This is a genomic window from Sphingomonas sp. OTU376 (assembly GCF_038440415.1).
GTDB lineage: Bacteria > Pseudomonadota > Alphaproteobacteria > Sphingomonadales > Sphingomonadaceae > Sphingomonas > Sphingomonas kyeonggiensis_A.
This window is the reverse complement of sequence record NZ_JASATQ010000019.1, coordinates 62807-79253: the sequence shown is the minus strand read 5'-3', so window position 1 is coordinate 79253 and position 16447 is coordinate 62807. Positions and strand designations below refer to the sequence as shown.

General features: G+C 67.0%; 14 protein-coding genes. 6 read left to right on the top strand and 8 right to left on the bottom strand.

Going from position 1 to position 16447, the window contains the following annotated elements; all coding sequences use genetic code 11:
- Positions 1 to 51: 51 nt before the first annotated feature.
- The 4 genes from AAHM44_RS10545 to AAHM44_RS10530 are packed head-to-tail and all read left to right on the top strand — an operon-like array spanning position 52 to position 3699.
- The gene (locus AAHM44_RS10545; protein WP_269575233.1) at positions 52 to 1137 is read left to right on the top strand and encodes a Zn-dependent alcohol dehydrogenase; all 1086 of its coding nucleotides are present in this window, start codon (positions 52 to 54) and stop codon (positions 1135 to 1137) included.
- Positions 1134 to 2150, top strand: a complete 1017-nt coding sequence (locus AAHM44_RS10540; protein WP_342249934.1) for a phosphotransferase family protein — start codon at positions 1134 to 1136, stop codon at positions 2148 to 2150. Before AAHM44_RS10545 ends, AAHM44_RS10540 begins: the two co-directional genes overlap by 4 nt.
- Positions 2147 to 2914, top strand: coding sequence for an SDR family oxidoreductase (locus AAHM44_RS10535; RefSeq protein ID WP_342249933.1), 768 nt, complete (start codon positions 2147 to 2149; stop codon positions 2912 to 2914). Before AAHM44_RS10540 ends, AAHM44_RS10535 begins: the two co-directional genes overlap by 4 nt.
- The gene (locus AAHM44_RS10530; protein WP_184166493.1) at positions 2914 to 3699 is read left to right on the top strand and encodes an SDR family NAD(P)-dependent oxidoreductase; all 786 of its coding nucleotides are present in this window, start codon (positions 2914 to 2916) and stop codon (positions 3697 to 3699) included. Before AAHM44_RS10535 ends, AAHM44_RS10530 begins: the two co-directional genes overlap by 1 nt.
- On the opposite strand, the gene AAHM44_RS10525 is transcribed toward AAHM44_RS10530, so the two are convergent.
- The 7 genes from AAHM44_RS10525 to AAHM44_RS10495 all read right to left on the bottom strand — a co-directional run bounded on the left by AAHM44_RS10525 (position 3696) and on the right by AAHM44_RS10495 (position 11817).
- Positions 3696 to 4595 carry a PhzF family phenazine biosynthesis protein gene (locus AAHM44_RS10525; protein WP_269575236.1) on the bottom strand — a complete coding sequence of 300 codons (900 nt, stop codon included), beginning with the start codon at positions 4593 to 4595 and terminating at the stop codon, positions 3696 to 3698. The two genes, AAHM44_RS10530 and AAHM44_RS10525, sit on opposite strands and share 4 nt — an antisense overlap.
- Before the next feature lie 24 nt (positions 4596 to 4619).
- Positions 4620 to 5018 (bottom strand): hypothetical protein, encoded by a 399-nt coding sequence (locus AAHM44_RS10520; protein WP_269575237.1) that lies wholly within the window; start codon positions 5016 to 5018, stop codon positions 4620 to 4622.
- Positions 5019 to 5078: 60 nt separating this feature from the next.
- Positions 5079 to 5972: an acyl-CoA thioesterase gene (locus AAHM44_RS10515; RefSeq protein ID WP_342249932.1), complete on the bottom strand. Its 894-nt coding sequence runs from the start codon at positions 5970 to 5972 to the stop codon at positions 5079 to 5081.
- Positions 5972 to 7096, bottom strand: coding sequence for an acyl-CoA dehydrogenase family protein (locus AAHM44_RS10510; RefSeq protein WP_269575239.1), 1125 nt, complete (start codon positions 7094 to 7096; stop codon positions 5972 to 5974). Before AAHM44_RS10510 ends, AAHM44_RS10515 begins: the two co-directional genes overlap by 1 nt.
- A gap of 141 nt (positions 7097 to 7237) precedes the next feature.
- On the bottom strand, positions 7238 to 8395 hold the full coding sequence (locus AAHM44_RS10505; RefSeq protein WP_342249931.1) for an acyl-CoA dehydrogenase family protein: 1158 nt from the start codon (positions 8393 to 8395) through the stop codon (positions 7238 to 7240).
- A 149-nt stretch (positions 8396 to 8544) separates the two neighbouring features.
- The gene (locus AAHM44_RS10500; protein WP_342249930.1) at positions 8545 to 10572 is read right to left on the bottom strand and encodes a 3-hydroxyacyl-CoA dehydrogenase NAD-binding domain-containing protein; all 2028 of its coding nucleotides are present in this window, start codon (positions 10570 to 10572) and stop codon (positions 8545 to 8547) included.
- 21 nt (positions 10573 to 10593) lie between these two features.
- The gene (locus AAHM44_RS10495) at positions 10594 to 11817 is read right to left on the bottom strand and encodes a serine hydrolase domain-containing protein (RefSeq protein ID WP_342249929.1); all 1224 of its coding nucleotides are present in this window, start codon (positions 11815 to 11817) and stop codon (positions 10594 to 10596) included.
- A gap of 218 nt (positions 11818 to 12035) precedes the next feature.
- Between AAHM44_RS10495 and AAHM44_RS10490 the strand changes: the two genes are divergently transcribed.
- Positions 12036 to 13739: a class I adenylate-forming enzyme family protein gene (locus AAHM44_RS10490; protein WP_342249936.1), complete on the top strand. Its 1704-nt coding sequence runs from the start codon at positions 12036 to 12038 to the stop codon at positions 13737 to 13739.
- A 66-nt stretch (positions 13740 to 13805) separates the two neighbouring features.
- Entirely contained in the window at positions 13806 to 14945 is a 1140-nt protein-coding gene (locus AAHM44_RS10485) for a threonine aldolase family protein (protein WP_342249928.1), read from the top strand.
- Between the two features lie 12 nt (positions 14946 to 14957).
- Here AAHM44_RS10485 and AAHM44_RS10480 read toward each other — a convergent pair whose 3' ends face one another.
- Positions 14958 to 16433, bottom strand: coding sequence for a glycerol kinase (locus AAHM44_RS10480; RefSeq protein ID WP_342249927.1), 1476 nt, complete (start codon positions 16431 to 16433; stop codon positions 14958 to 14960).
- Between the last annotated feature and the right edge of the window lie 14 nt (positions 16434 to 16447).

Here is a 16447-nt window from a genome sequence, read left to right as displayed (position 1 = left end):
CCACACAACCCCGGGCCCCCGGCTTTCGCCGGGGAGCGGAGAGGGAGAGTGATGAAAGCAGCCGTTCTCTACGAAGCGGGCAAGCCGCTCGAGATCACCGAGGTTCGCGTATCGAAGCCCGGGCCGCGCGAGGTGCTGATCCGCACCAAGGCGGTGGGCGTGTGCCGGTCCGACCTGCACTTTGTCGATGGCGCCTTCCCGCATCCGGTACCGACCGTGCCGGGGCATGAGGCGGCGGGCGTTATCGAGGCGGTAGGCAGTGATGTCGCGCATCTGAAGGTGGGCGATCATGTCATCACCTTCTTCACCGTGTTCTGCGGCAGCTGCGAGATGTGCGTTACCGGGCGGCCCTCGCTGTGCATCGATCCCTCGACCCGGCGCCCGGCCGATGCCGAGCCGCGATTGTCGTTGCAGGATGGTACCGGGCTTGCGCCGTTCCTTAACCTCTCGGCCTTTGCCGAGCAGATGCTGGTACATGAAAACGCCTGTGTGGCGATTTCGAGGGAAATGCCTCTGGACCGCGCGGCGCTGCTCGGTTGTGCGGTGATCACCGGGGCCGGGGCGATCTTCAACGACAGCCGGGTGCGGCCCGGCGAGAGCGTGGCGATCATCGGCGCGGGCGGGATCGGGCTTGCTGCGATCAACGCCGCCAAGATCGCCGGGGCGGGGACGATCCTGGCGATCGACCCGGTGCCCGAGAAGCGCGAGCTGGCGCTCAAGCTGGGCGCAACCCATGCACTCGATGCGATGGCCGAGGGGCTGGCCAAGGACGTGCTCAAGCTGACCGGCGGCGGCGTCCATTATGCGATCGAGGCGGTCGGGCGGCCGAATACTGCCGAGCTGGCCTGGAACATCCTGCGCCGCGGCGGCACCGCGACGATCCTCGGGATGATCGCGCCGGGCGGCAATGTCAGCCTGCCCGGGCCGACCTTCCTGACGGGCAAGAAGATCCAGGGCTCGCTGCTGGGCAGCACCCGCTTCCCGATCGACATGCCGCGCCTGGTGCAGATGTATCTCGACGGGCTGCTCGACCTCGACACGATGGTCGCCGAGCGGATCAGGCTGGAGGATGTGAACGATGCACTCGACAAGCTGCGCAAGGGCGACAGCGTGCGCTCGGTAATCGAGTTCGCATGAGCGACCTCGACGAAGCGAAGCTGGCGGACTGGCTGGCGGCGAACGTTGCCGGCTTTGGTGGGCCGATCGCGGTTACCAAGTTCCCGGGCGGGCAGAGCAACCCGACCTATCGGATCGATGCGGAGAGCGCTTCCTATGTGCTCAGGCGCAAGCCGTTCGGGCCGATCCTGCCCTCGGCCCATGCGGTGGAGCGCGAATATGCGCTGATCGCGGCGCTGCACCCGACCGGCTTCCCGGTCGCGCGGCCCTATGGGCTGTGCGAGGATCCCGAGGTGCTGGGGGCACCCTTCTACATCATGGAGATGGTGGAGGGGCGAACGCTCTGGGACGGCGGCTTGCCGGGCATGACGCCGGAGGAGCGGACGGCGCATTATCATGCGATCATCGATACGCTCGCGGCGCTGCATTCGGTGGACTATGCGGCGGTGGGGCTGGGCAGCTACGGCAAGCCGGGCAATTATTTCGCCCGCCAGGTCGAGCGCTGGACGAAGCAGTATCGGGCAAGCGAGACCGATGCGCTGCCCGAGATGGAACAGCTGATCGCGTTCCTGCCGCGCACCGTGCCCGAGCAGACGCGGACGAGCATCGTTCATGGCGACTTCCGTATCGACAACATGATCTTCGCGCCCGCCGCGCCGCGTATCCTGGCGGTGCTCGACTGGGAGCTGTCGACGCTTGGCGATCCGCTGGCGGACTTCTCCTATTTCCTGATGAGCTGGGCGACCGAGCCCGAGGGGCGATCGGGCGTGAAGGGACTCACCGGACCGGAGACCGGCATCCCGACGATCGAGGATGTGGTGGCGCGCTATTGCGCGGCGACCGGGCGCGACGGCGTGCCCGACCTGAACTGGTATTTCGCCTATAACCTGTTCCGGCTGGCGGGGATCGTCCAGGGGATCAAGAAGCGGATGATCGACGGCAACGCCTCCTCCGCCAATGCGGCCGCGACGGTGGAGCGGCTGCCTGGACTGGTCGCACAGGCCTGGCACTTCGCGCAGGAGGCAGGGGCATGAGCGGATTGTTCGACCTGGCCGGCAAGGTAGCGATCGTTACCGGCTCCTCGCGGGGGATCGGCAAGGCTTCGGCCGAGGCGCTGGCGGATGCGGGCGCGAAGGTGGTGATATCGAGCCGCAAGCAGGATGCCTGCGACGCGGTCGCGGCCGAGATCAACGCGAAGCACGGCGAAGGCACTGCGCTGGCGGTGGCGGCGAGCATTTCGGACAAGGAAGCGCTCAAGCATCTCGTTGAAGAGACGCGGCGGGTGTTCGGGCGGGTGGACGTGCTGGTCTGCAATGCGGCTTCCAACCCCTATTACGGGCCGCTCGAGGGCATCGCGGACGACCAGTTCCGCAAGATCCTCGACAACAACATCCTCTCCAACCACTGGCTGATCCAGATGGTGGCCCCGGAGATGCGCGCGCGGCGCGATGGATCGATCGTGATCATCTCGTCGATCGGGGGCTTGCGCGGATCGCCGGTGATCGGCGCGTACAATGTCTCCAAGGCGGCGGACCTGCAGCTCGCGCGCAACTATGCGGTGGAATTCGGGCCGGACAATGTGCGGGTCAACTGCATCGCGCCGGGGCTGATCAAGACCGATTTCGCCCGTGCGCTGTGGGAGGATCCCGAGCGCGCCAAGGCAACCAACGCGACCACGCCGCTGCGGCGGATCGGGGAGCCGGAGGAGATTGCCGGAGCCGTGGTGTATCTCGCCAGCCGGGCGAGTGCGTTCATGACGGGCCAGGCGATGGTCATCGACGGAGGAGTGACGATCTGATGCAGTTCGCGGGCAAGGTTGTGATCGTTACCGGGGCGGGCTCGGGGATCGGACGCGCGACGGCGCGGGCATTTGCCGATGCAGGCGCCAAGGTGGTCGCCGCCGACCTGAGCGAGGCAGTCGAAGAGACGATCGCCGGGCGCGAGGGCATGATCGCGGTGCACATGGATGCCGGTGACGAGGCCGATGTCGAGCGGGTGGTTGCGACTGCGGTCGATAGCTTTGGCGGGCTCGACATCTTCTACGCCAATGCCGGCATTTCGGGCGGCGCGACGGGCATCTTCGACACGCCGACCGAGCTTTGGGCCGAGGTGCTTCGCGTAAACCTGATCGGGCCGGCGCTGGCGATCAAGCATGCGGGCCCGCGGATTGTCGAGCGCGGCGGTGGTGCCATCCTTTGCACCGCCAGCGTCGCCGGGCTGCGTTCGGGTGCCGGTGGCCCGGCCTATTCGGCCAGCAAGGCGGGTGTCATCAACCTGGTCCAGACCGCGGCGCAGCAGTTCGCGGGATCGGGCGTGCGCGTGAATGCGATCTGCCCGGGGCTGATCGAGACCGGCATGACCGAGCGTGCCTTCACCTATGCCCGCGAGACCGGCAAGGAGGACAAGCTCGGCCGATTGAACCCGCTGCGCCGGGCGGGCCAGCCCGAAGAGATCGCGCGGGTGGCGCTGTTCCTCGCTTCCGACCAGGCGAGCTATGTCAACGGCCAGGCTTGGGTGGTGGATGGCGGACTTTCGTCCAGCCATCCGGTGACACGCCAGGAGTTCGGCAAGCCGGCGTTCTAAAGCGTCACCTCGCCGCGGAACACCGGCACGCAGCGGCCGGCGACACTGCTGCGGATGCCGTCGGAGGTGCGGCGGGCGATGACGGTCAGGTTGCTGGGGCGGCCCATCTCGACGCCCTGTCGCACCTGGAAGCGCGCGGTTTCCGCCTCGCCGAGCGAGAGCAGCAGCGCGCCGAGCGTGGCGTTGGCGCTGCCGGTGGCGGCGTCTTCCCAGGTGCCGCTGAGCGGGGAGAACATGCGGGCGCGGATGCGCTGTTCCTCGCGGGCATAGAGGAAGATCGACAGGCGCTCGGCATTGTCGCGCTCCGTATCGGCGAGGCGGCGATAGGCTGCGATATCCGGTTGAGCGAGGCTCAGCGCTTCCTCGGTGACCTCGACGAAGACGAAGTCGACGCCGGTGGTGGCGCGGGTTGGCAGGTGGGAGGCTGTTACCAGGTCAGCGACATCCAGGTTCAGGCAGGCGGCAATGCCTTGGACGGGCAGCGTGCCAAGCAACTGAAGCGGCTGGGGTGCGTCGATCTCCGCACCAAGGGGACTGCCGCTTGCGTCGCGTTCGATGCGCACCTCGACCAGGCCGGCGATTTCCTCGAAGCGGAGCGTGTCGCCCGCCTCCGGGCGCAGACCGGCAAGGACATAGCCGGTGCCGACATTGGGATGGCCGGCAAAGGGCATCTCGGCGGTGCGGTTGAAGATGCGGACCCGGGCGGTGTGTGCCGGATCGGCTGCAGGCAGGACAAAGGTCGTCTCGCTATAGTTCATCTCCGCCGACAGCGCCTGCATCTCGGCGTCGCTCAGCCCGCCGGCATCGGGGAACACCGCGAGCGGATTGCCGCCGAAGCGGGTCTCGGTGAACACGTCGAGCGTGACATAGGCGAAGCGGCGCGGTGCGGTTTCCATTGCGCCGGTCTAGCGGCTGGCGGCTCAGGCGCAATTGGGATCGGCGACCGGATTGCCGGTGGCGCGGTAGAGGCCGTCCTTGCCGGGTGCGACTTCGATCGGCTTGACGCTGAAATAGCTGCCGCCGCCAAGCGCACGATCGAGGATGCAGAGCTTCAGCGCCTTGTCGCTCCGGTCGAGCAGACTGACGCGGAAGGTCCAGCTCTTGTCGGCCAGCTCGAACACCGCCGAATTGCCGTCGCGGATCGGGTTGGTGAACCCGTAATCCGCCAGGGTGCGCAGCCCTTCCTTGCGGCGTGGGCCGGTGGAGTTCGGAAAGCTGGTGACGTCCAGCTTGCTGGCGATCTCGACCGGATCGGCGGCGTCGGCGGTGACCGTCGCCAGATCCTGTGAAAACAGTGCCAGCACCGTGGCGATCATCATGGCTGCGAGCTCCCCGCGATATGTCCTGCCCTGCCAACGCGGGGGAAAGCCCGTGCGTTCCTAGTCCTTTACGCGGATCAGTCCTTCCTGGGTGACGCTGGCGACGAGGCGGCCGTCGCGGCTGTAGATGCGGCCGCGATTGAAGCCGCGCGAATGGCCAGCCCAGGGGCTGTCGGTGGTGTAGAGCAGCCACTCGTCGAAGCGGAACGGCTCGTGCAGCCAGACGGCGTGATCGAGGCTGGCGGTCTGCACGCCGCCGGTCATCCAGCTTACCCCGTGCGGGAGCAGGCAGGTGCCGAGCAGGGTCATGTCGGTGGCGTAGGTGAGCATCGCGCGGTGGAGCGCGGGATCGTCGGGCAGGGGGGCGACGACGCGGAACCAGCTGTGCTGGACCGGCTCCTGCGCCACGGGCTTGAACCAGTTGCGCGGATTGACCGGGCGGATCTCGATGGGCCGCGCGCGCAGGAAGAAGCGGCGGAATTTCTCCGGCACCTCGTCGCGGATCGCCTCGCGCAGGTCGCGTTCCGAGACGAGACTGTCCGGATCGGGTACGTCGGGCATGTCGAACTGATGGTGCAGGCCCTCGGCCGGAAGCTGGAAGCTCGCGGTCATGTTGAGGATCGGCTGGCCGCCCTGCATCGCGATGACCCGGCGATTGGCGAAGCTGCGCCCCTCGAAATCGCGGACCACCCGGTAGATGATCGGGTGGTTCTCGTCCCCGGGCCGCATGAAATAGGCGTGGAGAGAGTGGGCGAGCTTGTCATCCTCTATCGAGCGCTGCGCGGCCTGGAGCGCCTGCGCCACGACCTGGCCGCCGAAGACGCGGCCGACCCCGCCGGGCTGGCGGGGGCCGCGGTAGAGATCGGTATCGATGCGCTCGACATCGAGCAGGGCAGTGAGCTGGTCGACCAGGCCCCGGGGGTCTTCGGCGCGTTCGGGTGGGGTGGTGTCCATCAGTAGCCGGACGCCTCGGCCAGGGCGTTGGCGTGGTAGTTGGTGTCGCCGAACATCTCGGCCAGGACGCGGGCGCGCTTCATGAAGAAGCCGATGTCGAACTCGTCGGTCATGCCGATGCCCCCGTGCATCTGGACACCTTCCTGCACGGCCAGCGTGGTGGCAAGGCCGGTCATCGCCTTGGCGACCGCCACCGCCTCGGCCGCGTCCTGGCCGGCGTCGAGCAGCTGCTGGGCCTTGAGCACGGCGGCGCGGGCGACTTCCATCTCGCTGTAGAGATGGGCGGCCCGGTGCTGCAGGGCCTGGAAGCTGCCGATCGCGACGCCGAACTGCTTGCGATCCTTGAGGTAATTGACCGTCATGTCCATCGCCCCGCCGCCGACGCCGACCAGCTCGGCCGAGGCGCCGGTGCGGCCTGCCGACAGCAGGCGGCCGAGGGGGCCGTCACCCTGGTCGACTTCGCCCAGGACTGTATCGGAATCGACACTGACATCGGCAAAGGTGACATGGGAAGCCAGGCTGGAGTCGGCCAGGCGCTCGGTACGGACATCGATTCCGGGGGTTTTCGGGTCGATTACGAAGAGCGTTACGCCCGAACTGGACGCTCCAGCCGCGGAAGTTCGCGCGGCGACGATCATCAGGTCGGCGACATGGGCGTGGGCGACGAAACGCTTGGCGCCCGACAGCCGAAAACCGTTGCCCGCGCGCTCGGCGGCGAGCGAAACCTGACCTGTGAACTTCGGCGTCTCATCGATCGCAAGCGCCGCGACCGTGTCGCCAGCGAGGATGCCGGGATACCAGCGCGCGGCATGGCCGGTGCCCTTCAGCGCCTCGACCGCCGCCACCGCCGTCGCCAGGAACGGGGAGGGCGAGAGGTTGCGGCCGATCTCCTCGAGCACCACGCCCGCCTCTACATGGCCAAGGCCGAGGCCGCCGTCCGCTTCCGGGATCAGGATGCCGGTGAAGCCCATTTCGGCGAACTGTTTCCAGAGCGCGCGGCTGAAACCGGTGGGGTCGTTCGCGTCGCGCAGCGCGCGCATGTGGCTGACCGGGGCTTCCGCGGCGACGAAGTCCTTCGCGGTGTCGCGGAGCATGGTCTGGTCTTCGTTGAGGTAGAGGGGCATTTCTTCTCTTCCTTAAGCCCTCTCCCTTTGGGAGAGGGTTGGGTGAGGGTGGTCTCCACATGCGTTTCCGTTTGTGGCGACCCTCACCCTTCCGCCGACTGCGTCGGCTCCCTCCCTCTCCCAATGGGAGAGGGAATTTGGTCAGCTCGGCAAATCCAGGATCCGCTTGGCGATGATGTTGAGCTGGATCTCGCTAGTGCCGCCCTCGATCGAATTGGCCTTGGTGCGGAGCCATGACCGGGCTGCGGCGCCCTGGTGCGAGTCCGCGCTCTCCCATTCGAGCGCGTCGCTGCCGCCGGCGGCCATCTGGAGCTCGTGGCGGGTCTTGTTCAGCTCGGTGCCGTAATATTTCATCATCGAGGGCTGGGCGGGGTGCGCCTGGCCGGCCTTGAGCTCGTCGATGAACTTCTCGGACATCGCCGAGAAGGCCTTGGAGCGGACTTCGAACAGCGCGATCTGGGCGCGCAGGATCGGATCGACGCCCTTGCGCGCGCTTTCCACCAGCGGGTCCTTGCCGGCACCGCCCAGGCCGAATCCCGAGATCATCTCGCGCTCATGGCCGAGCAGGTATTTGGCGACGTCCCAGCCCTTGTTGAGCGTGCCGAGCAAATTGGCCTTGGGCACCTCGACATTGTCGAAGAAGGTCTCGCAGAAGGGCGAATTGCCCGAGATCAGCAGGATCGGCTTGGTGCTGACGCCGGGCGACGCCATGTCGAACAGCAGGAAGCTGATGCCCGCCTGCTTGACCGTCTTGTCGGTGCGGACGAGGCAGAAGATCCAGTCGGCCTTGTCGGCATAGCTGGTCCAGACCTTCTGGCCGTTGACGACGAAATGATCACCCGCATCATCCGCGGAAGTTTGCAGTCCCGCCAGATCCGAGCCGGCATTGGGCTCCGAATAGCCCTGGCACCAGCGGATTTCGCCGCGTGCAATCTTCGGGAGATGTTCGAGCTTCTGTTCCTCGGTGCCGTACTTCAGCAGCGCCGGGCCGAGCATCGAGATGCCGAACGAGTTGAGCGGATTGCGCGCCTTGATGCGCTTGAGCTCCTCGCGGAGGATCTTGGTCTCGGCCGCGCTCAGGCCGCCGCCGCCATAGGCGCTGGGCCAGTCGGGCACGGTCCAGCCGCGCGCGGCCATGCGATCGAGCCAGACCTTCTGGTCCGGATGCGCATATTCGGGATTGCGGCCGCCCCAGGTGGTTTCCTTCTCCGACTTGGGCGGAGTGCGCATCTCGGCCGGGCAGTTTTCCTCCAGCCAGGCGCGGGTTTCGGCGCGGAAGGTTTCCAGATCCTCTGCCATTCATCCTCTCCAAATCCTCCCCCGGAGGGGGAGGGGGACCGCGAAGCGGTGGAGGGGTAGTCTCCGCGGGCTTTGCCACTTGTGGCTCGCTACCCCTCCGTCAGCCTTCGGCTGCCACCTCCCCCTCCGGGGGGAGGATTTAAGTTATTTCACTTGTTGAACTTCTCGCCCTTTTCCGCCTTTTCGCGGAGCAGGGGAGCGACTTCGAAGCCGTACTTCTCGAGGCCCTCGACGATCTTCTTGAGACCCTCGGTGTCGGCCCAGAACATCGGGCCGCCGCGGTACGGGGGCCAGCCATAGCCGTACACCCAGACGACATCGATGTCCGACGCGCGCTGGGCCATCTTCTCGGCGAGGATCAGTGCGCCTTCATTGACCATGGTGTAGAGCGTGCGGACGACGATCTCCTCCTCGGTGATCTCGTGCTGCTCGACACCCAGCTTGTCACGCCACTCGGCGATCAGCTCGGCGACGCGCGGCGAGTTCGAGGGGGTGCGCTTCTCGTCATAGTCATAGAAGCCGGCGCTCTTCTTCTGGCCCCAGCGGCCTTCGGCGGCGAGCGCGTCGCGGATGTTCTCGATCCGGTTCGGGTCGCGATGCCAGCCGATATCGACGCCAGCGAGATCGGCCATCTGGAACGGACCCATCGGCATGCCGAAAGCGACATGGACCTTGTCGATCTGCTCGGGCGTGGCGCCTTCGAGCAGCATCTTGTTGGCCTCGACCTGGCGCGGCATCAGCATGCGGTTGCCGATGAAGCCGTAGCAGACGCCGGCGATGACAGCGACCTTCTTGATCTTCTTCGACACGGCCATGGCAGTGGCGAGCACGTCGTCGGCGGTCTTGGCGCCGCGGACGATCTCAAGCAGCTTCATCACGTTCGCCGGCGAGAAGAAGTGCAGGCCGAGCACGTCCTGCGGACGCGAGGTGGCCGCGGCGATCTCGTCGATGTTGAGGTAGCTGGTGTTCGAGGCGAGGATGGCACCCGGCTTGGCGATCTTGTCCAGCTTGCCGAAGATGTCCTTCTTGACGTCCATATTCTCATAGACGGCCTCGATGATCAGGTCGCACTCACCGAGCGCGTCGAAATCGAGCGTCGGGTTGAGCAGGCCCATCGCGCCTTCCACCTGCTTGGCGGTCATGCGGCCCTTGGCGGCGGTTGCCTCGTAATTCTTGCGGATCACGCCGGTGCCGCGATCGAGCGCTTCCTGGGCCATCTCGACGATGGTGACGGGAACACCAGCGCTGAGGAAGTTCATCGAGATGCCGCCGCCCATCGTGCCGGCGCCGATTACGCCGACGCGCTTGATGTCGCGGAGAGCAATGTCCTCGGCGATACCGTCGATCTTCGCGGCCTTGCGCTCGGCAAAGAAGATGTGGCGCAGCGCGGCGGACTGAGTGCCCATGATCAGCTTCATGAAGCCCATGCGCTCGGCCTGGACGCCCTCGGCATAGGGCTTGCCGGCGGTCTGCTCGATCAGGTCGAGGATCGTGTTCGGCGCGTCCATGCCGCGGAAGCGCTTGGCGTTCTTGGCGCGGAACGCCTCGAACACGGCGGCGTCAACGGTGACCGGGCGCTCGGAGGAGCGCGAGACCGGCTTGCCGATCACTTCCTGTGCGAAGGCGACCGCATCGGCGACGAGATTGCCCTCGGTCGCGAGGCGGTCGACCAGGCCGGCGGCCTTGGCCTGCTCGGCCGAGATCGGATCGCCCTTGGTCGCCATTTCGAGCGCGACTTCGACGCCCGCGACGCGCGGCATGCGCTGGGTGCCGCCGGCGCCGGGCAGGATGCCGAGCTTGACTTCGGGTAGGCCGAACTTCGCCGAGGGGACGGCGATGCGATAGTGCGAGGCGAGGGCGACTTCGCAGCCGCCGCCGAGCGCGGTGCCGTGCACGGCCGAGATCACCGGCTTGTCGAGCGCTTCGATCTCATCGACCAGCACGGGGAGCGACGGCTCCTGCATCGGCTTGCCGAACTCGGTGATGTCGGCGCCGGCGAAGAAGGTCTTGCCCGCGCAGGTGATGACGACGGCCTTGATGCTGTCGTCGTTCTTCGCTTCCTGGATGCCCGCCTGGATGCCCTGGCGGACCGCCGCGCCGAGCGCGTTCACCGGCGGATTGTCCGAGGTGATGACCAGGACGTCGCCCTGGCGGGTGGTGGTGATGGGGGAGGTCATTCTAGTCTCCAACGGATAAGTTCAGTCGTTCAAAGCGGAATAGATCATCGTCTTCAGCTCGCGCCGGATCGGGTAGAGCATGGACGGGGAAAGCTGCGTCATGAAGACCATCGAGATGCGCTCGACGGGATCGATGAAGAAGGCGGTCGAGAACATGCCGCCCCAGTAGAACTCGCCGGCCGAGCCGGGCATCAGCGTCTTCGCGACATCGGTGGTGACGGCGAAGCCCAGGCCGAAGCCGGTGCCGGCGTTGGTCGTCTCGCTGAACAGCGACTTGGACAGGCTGGCGAGATCGCCGCTGCCGGGCAGATGGTTGACCGTCATCAGGTCGACCGTCTTGCGGCTGACCAGCCTTGTGCCGTCCAGCTCGCCCTTGTTCAGGAAGAAGGTGCAGAAGCGGTGATAGTCGAGCGCGGTGGAGACGAGGCCGCCGCCGCCCGAGACGAGGCGCGGCGCCTTCGACCAGGCGCTTTCGGCGCCGCGATCGTACATCACCCGGCCCTTGCCCTGGACCATCGTCCAGCAATCGGCGAGGCGATCGGTCTTCTCCGCCGGCACGGTGAAGCCCGTGTCGTGCATGCCAAGCGGCGCGAAGATGCGCTGCTCGAAAAAGTCGGCAAGGCCCATGCCGGAGACACGCTCGACCACGGCGCCGAGCACGTCGGTGGAGACCGAGTAGTTCCACTCGGTGCCGGGCGAGAATTCGAGCGGGATCCGCCCCAGCGCCGCGACGAACTCGTCGAGCGTCAGATTGCCGTGCCAGTTCTCGATCTTGCCTTCGCGATAGGCGGCATCGATGTTGGTGCGGTTCTGGAAGCTGTAGGTCAGGCCCGAAGTGTGGCGGAGCAGGTCGACCATCCGCATCGGCTCGCCGGTGGGGATCGTCTGGAAGGGCACGCCGCCGCCACCCGCCTTGAACACGCCGAGATTCTTGAACTCGGGCAGGACGTGGTGGACGGGCGTGTCGAGCGCGACCTTGCCCTCTTCGACCAGCATCATGAAGGCGAGGCTGGTGACCGGCTTGGTCATCGAGGCGATACGGAAGATCGTGGTCTGGTCGACGGCCGCGCCGCCTTCGCGGGCGGCACCCTGATGCGAGAAATGGACGATCTCGCCGCCCCGGGCGATCAGGATCTGGGCATGGGGCAGCTTGCCCGAGTCGAGGTAGCGCGCTTTCACATAGGCATCGATCCGCGCCAGCCGGACCGCATCGAAACCGTGGTTTTCGGGCTTGGCAATCTTCATGCGGCTGGCATACCTCTCATTCGAAAGCGATGACTCGCGTCTTCTCAAGGACACGCTTCCCCTATTGCCTTGAGCGCGCGATGAATCAACACTAACGTTGTTTACGGTACGGCATCCGATGCCAAACCCAACATTCTAGAAACATAACGCACATAGATTTGGAGAGAATCGCCTTGGCCCCCGAACCGATCGTGCCGCTCGACCCCAACTGGCCTGCCATGTCGCTGGAGCAGGTGAAGGGGGCACTGACCGCTCCGGGCCAGCGCTTCGAGATGGACGAGGTGGAAATCCGCGGCGTGCCGACGCGGGTGTGGAAGGGCGCGCCGCCCACCCTGGGCGTGCTGGCGCAGCTGGCGCGGCTCTATGGCGACCGGGTGTTCACCGTCTATGAGGACGAGCGCGTCACCTATGACGCGAACTACCGGGCGGTGTGCCATCTGGCGCAGAAGCTGAGCGAGATGGGCGTGGGGAAGGGCGACCGTGTCGCGCTCGCCATGCGCAACCTGCCCGAATGGCCGACGATCTTCTTCGCTGCGACCAGCCTGGGGGCGATCATCGTGCCGCTGAACGCCTGGTGGACGGGTGGCGAGCTCGAATACGGCATGAAGGATTCGGGATCCAAGGTGCTGTTCGTCGATGCCGAGCGGCATGCCCGGCTGAAGGACTGCTACGTGCGGCTGCCCGACCTGGAGCGGGTGGTGGTGAGCCGCTGCGACGAAGAGCTGGACGGCAATGCCAGCCGGCTCGAGGTGCTGATCGGCACGCGGCATGACTGGGCGAGCCTGCCCGATATTCCCTTCCCGCAGGTGGCGGTGACGCCCGAGGACGACGCGACGATCTTCTATACCAGCGGCACGACGGGGAACCCCAAGGGCGCGCTGGGCACGCACCGCAACATCTGCACCAACATCCTGTCGAGCGGGTACAGCGCGGCCAGGGCGATGCTGCGCCGGGGCGAGATGCCGCCGGCGATGATCCCGCACAAGGTGGGGCTGCTGGTCATTCCGCTGTTCCACGTCACCGCGTGCAGCGCGGCGCTGATGGGCGGCATCGCCACGGGGCAGACGGTGGTGTTCATGCGCCGCTGGGACGCCGAGAAGGCGATGGCGATCATCGAGCGCGAGAAGGTGACCTTCACCGGCGGCGTGCCGACGATCGCCTGGCAGCTGCTCGAGCATCCGGCGCGCGAGAAATACGACCTCTCCAGCCTGGAGGCGATCTCCTATGGCGGCGCGCCCTCGGCGCCCGAGCTCGTCAAGCGCATCTATGAGGAGTTCGGCGCGCTCCCCGGCAATGGCTGGGGGATGACCGAGACGATGGCGACGGTGACCCAGCATAGCGGCGAGGATTACCTGACCCGCCCGACCAGCGCCGGCCAGCCGGTCGCGACGGCGGACCTCAAGATCATGACCGTCGAGGGCGATCGCGAACTTCCCATTGGCGAAGTCGGCGAGCTCTGGGCCAAGGGGCCGATGATCGTGAAGGGCTATTGGAACAAGCCCGAGGCGACGGCGGAGACCTTTGTCGACGGCTGGGTGCGCACCGGCGACCTGGCGCGGCTCGACGAGGAGGGGTTCCTCTACATCGTCGACCGGGCGAAGGACATCATCATCCGCGGCGGCGAGAACATCTATTCGAGCGAAGTCGAGGACGTGCTCTACGCCTTCCCCGGCGTGATGGACGCCGCGCTGATCGGCGTGCCGCACAAGACGCTGGGCGAGGAGCCGGTGGCGGTAGTCCATCTGGCGCCGGGCACCAATGCGAGCGAGGCGGAGCTGCAGGACTTCGTCCGCGCCCGGCTGGCAGGGTTCAAGGTGCCGGTGCAGGTGCGCTTCGTGGCGGACACCCTGCCGCGCAACGCCAATGGCAAGATCCTGAAGAAGGACCTGCGCGAGCTGTTCGTGGGCGAGACCGCGGCCTGAGGCGCAATAGCGCTGGCCGAAAGGGCGGCGCGCGCTAAGCTCGGCATCCGAAAGGGAGACCTACGGATGCACATCGACCGCAGGGCGTTTTTCGGTGCCACTGCCGCAGCACTGACCATGCCGCAGCTCGCCCGAGCGGCGGGCTTGTGGCAGTCCGCGCCGGCCTTTCCGCCAGTCGATGCGCACAGCGTCTGGCTGGTCGGCGATTCCGCGCCGCCCGATCCGGTTGCGATGTCGGCGCGGCTGGCGGAGCTGGCGGGCAGCGGATCGGTGCGCGACGGCTATCTGAACGGCGGCGCGGTCGAGGCGCTGGAAAAGGCGTTCGCTGCCCATCTGGGCAAGGAGGCCTGTGCCTTCTTCCCCACCGGCACGCTGGCCAACAATGTCGCGCTGCGGGTGCTGTGCGGCGATGCGCCGCATGCGCTCTGCCAGCAGGACAGCCATCTCTATCGCGACGAAAGCAACATGGCGCAGCGCATGGCCGGCATCAACCTGGTGCCGCTGGACGCGGGGAAGGTGACGCCGACGCAGGAGGAACTGGTCGCGGCGTTCGATGCCGCGGAGAAGGGGCCGTACGCGCTCAAGGTGGGGGCGATCTCGCTCGAGAGCCCGGTGCGCCGGCTCGAGGGCGGACTGATCCCGTCGAAGCGGATCGCCGAGATCGCGGCGCTCGCGGCGGCGCATGGCACGCGGATGCACCTGGATGCCGCGCGATTGCTGCTTGCGCCGCCCTCGATCGACCGAGCCGCCTATGTCGCGCCGTTCGAGACGGTCTATGTCTCGCTCTACAAATATCTGGGCGCACCGTTCGGAGCGGTGCTGGCGGGACCGGCGGCGACGATCGCCAGCGCGCGCGAGTGGCGGCACCTCTATGGCGGGCTGATCTACCAGGGCTGGGCACCAGCCTTGCTCGCGCTTGACGGACTGCAGCATTTCCCCGAGCGCATCGCCAAGGCGCACGGCGTTGCAGAGACGCTGTTCACCGCGCTTGAGCACAGCGGCAAGGTCAAGCGCGTGGCGAACCCCGACGCGTCCAACATCTATCGGCTCGAAATGCCGCAGGCGGCGGCAGAGGCTGCGTTCGAGCGCGGTCGCGCCGCTGGCGTGCGGATTGGGCGGTGGGACAAGGGATCGATCCCGTTCTTCGTCAACGAGACGCTGCTGCGCCGCCCGGTGGAAGACTATGTGAAGCTGTTCCTGGGGTAGGTGCCCCCGTCCTCACTCCACTCTTGCGGGGGTGACGACGGCGAGGACGGCCTGGCGCCACCCCATGAGGCGGGCTTTGCGGCTTTCAGCATCCAGCTTCGGCTCGAATGTCAGCCCCGCGCCGCGCATCTTCGTGGCGTCCTCCAGGCGACTGAACATGCCACAGCCGATGCCCGCCAGCATCGCGGCGCCCAGAGCGGTGGTCTCGGCAAAGTCGGGACGGTCGACCGGGATGGCGAGGATGTCCGCCAGGTCCTGGGCGATCCAGTCGTTGGTGACCATGCCGCCGTCGATGCGCAGTCGCGACCAGTCGGCACCGTCCGCGGCGAAGGCGGTCTTCAGGTCGTGGCTCTGGTGCGCCATCGCTTCCAGCGCGGCCCGGACGATATGGGCGCGGGTAGCGGCGAAGCTGAGGCCGGAGATCGATGCGCGCGCCTCCGGCTCCCACCAGGGCGCGCCAAGGCCGGACAAAGCGGGGACGAGATAGACGCCGCCATTGTCCTTCACCGAGCGTGCCAGCGGCTCGGTATCCTGCGCGTTTTCGATCAGTTGCACCGAATCGCGCAGCCACTGGACCAGGCTGCCGGCGACGAACACCGAGCCTTCGATCGCATAGGTGCGCCGCCCGCCGAGCTGCCACAGCACGGTGGCGAGGAGGCGGTTCCTGGAGGAGGGCGGGGCGGTGCCGGCATTGGTGAGAACGAAGGCGCCGGTGCCATAGGTCGCCTTGGTGTCGCCGCGCTCGAGGCAGGCCTGGCCGATCGTCGCGGCCTGCTGGTCGCCGGCAAGGCCGCAGATCGGGATCTCGCCGCCGAAGAGGCGCGTGGAGCCGAACCGGCCTGCGCAATCGACAATCTCGGGCAGCGCATCGCGCGGAGTGGAGAACATCTCCAGCGAGCTGTCGCTCCAGCCGCCCGAGCCGAGGCCCATCAGCAGGGTGCGCGAGGCATTGGTGGCGTCGGTGATATGGAGGCCGCCGGTGAGCTTCCAGACCAGCCAGCTCTCGATCGTGCCAATGGCGAGGCGGTTGCCCACGCCCTTGAGCTGGGGCCAGTGGTGCATCGCCCAGGCGATCTTGGTGCCGGAGAAATAGGGATCGAGCAGCAGGCCGGTGCGGGCCTGCACGCCCGGCTCCTCGCCGGCATCGCGCCAGGCACGGCACATCGCGGCGCTGCGGCGGTCCTGCCAGACGATGGCAGGGGCGAGGGGCTCTCCCGTCGTCTTGTCCCAGAAGACGATCGTCTCGCGCTGGTTGGTGATGCCGATCGCCGCGATCCGGTCCGCGCCGCCGGCCTCGCGGACCATGGCATGGGCGCATTCGAGGGTGCGCCGCCAGATCTCATTGGCATCATGCTCGACCAGGCCGGGCCCCGGATAATGCTGGGTGAGCTCGGCACTGTGGCTGCCCAGGCACTTGCCCGACGGCGCGAACAGCATCGCGCGGGTGGAAGTGGTGCCCTCGTCGAGGACCAGGATGTTCTCGCCCATCGCGCGAGGCTAGC

Coding starts and splice junctions, on each gene's coding strand:
- AAHM44_RS10545 (WP_269575233.1), top strand. CDS start 52: ATGAAAGCAGCCGTTCTCTACGAAGCGGGCAAGCCGCTCGAGATCACC.
- AAHM44_RS10540 (WP_342249934.1), top strand. CDS start 1,134: ATGAGCGACCTCGACGAAGCGAAGCTGGCGGACTGGCTGGCGGCGAAC.
- AAHM44_RS10535 (WP_342249933.1), top strand. CDS start 2,147: ATGAGCGGATTGTTCGACCTGGCCGGCAAGGTAGCGATCGTTACCGGC.
- AAHM44_RS10530 (WP_184166493.1), top strand. CDS start 2,914: ATGCAGTTCGCGGGCAAGGTTGTGATCGTTACCGGGGCGGGCTCGGGG.
- AAHM44_RS10525 (WP_269575236.1), bottom strand. CDS start 4,595: ATGGAAACCGCACCGCGCCGCTTCGCCTATGTCACGCTCGACGTGTTC.
- AAHM44_RS10520 (WP_269575237.1), bottom strand. CDS start 5,018: ATGATGATCGCCACGGTGCTGGCACTGTTTTCACAGGATCTGGCGACG.
- AAHM44_RS10515 (WP_342249932.1), bottom strand. CDS start 5,972: ATGGACACCACCCCACCCGAACGCGCCGAAGACCCCCGGGGCCTGGTC.
- AAHM44_RS10510 (WP_269575239.1), bottom strand. CDS start 7,096: ATGCCCCTCTACCTCAACGAAGACCAGACCATGCTCCGCGACACCGCG.
- AAHM44_RS10505 (WP_342249931.1), bottom strand. CDS start 8,395: ATGGCAGAGGATCTGGAAACCTTCCGCGCCGAAACCCGCGCCTGGCTG.
- AAHM44_RS10500 (WP_342249930.1), bottom strand. CDS start 10,572: ATGACCTCCCCCATCACCACCACCCGCCAGGGCGACGTCCTGGTCATC.
- AAHM44_RS10495 (WP_342249929.1), bottom strand. CDS start 11,817: ATGAAGATTGCCAAGCCCGAAAACCACGGTTTCGATGCGGTCCGGCTG.
- AAHM44_RS10490 (WP_342249936.1), top strand. CDS start 12,036: ATGTCGCTGGAGCAGGTGAAGGGGGCACTGACCGCTCCGGGCCAGCGC.
- AAHM44_RS10485 (WP_342249928.1), top strand. CDS start 13,806: ATGCACATCGACCGCAGGGCGTTTTTCGGTGCCACTGCCGCAGCACTG.
- AAHM44_RS10480 (WP_342249927.1), bottom strand. CDS start 16,433: ATGGGCGAGAACATCCTGGTCCTCGACGAGGGCACCACTTCCACCCGC.